Origin of the sequence: Streptococcus suis, assembly GCF_024509555.1 — a bacterium.
Lineage (GTDB): Bacteria > Bacillota > Bacilli > Lactobacillales > Streptococcaceae > Streptococcus > Streptococcus suis_AD.
Genome location: NZ_JAMWEL010000084.1, coordinates 1 through 258, shown reverse-complemented (window position 1 = coordinate 258; position 258 = coordinate 1). Strand labels below are relative to the sequence as shown.

Genomic DNA, 258 nt, shown 5'->3' with positions numbered 1-258 from the left:
ATTAAAGAAGACTGACGTACAGGTTCCATTTCCTTAGAAAGGAGGTGATCCAGCCGCACCTTCCGATACGGCTACCTTGTTACGACTTCACCCCAATCATCTATCCCACCTTAGGCGGCTGGCTCCTAAAAGGTTACCTCACCGACTTCGGGTGTTACAAACTCTCGTGGTGTGACGGGCGGTGTGTACAAGGCCCGGGAACGTATTCACCGCGGCGTGCTGATCCGCGATTACTAGCGATTCCGACTTCATGTAGGC

Annotated in this window: 1 rRNA gene; it reads right to left on the bottom strand. The window is 53.1% G+C overall.

From position 1 onward, the window contains the following. Nucleotides 1–37 precede the first annotated feature (37 nt). Nucleotides 38–258, bottom strand: a 16S ribosomal RNA gene (locus tag NF418_RS10445); the annotation flags it as partial.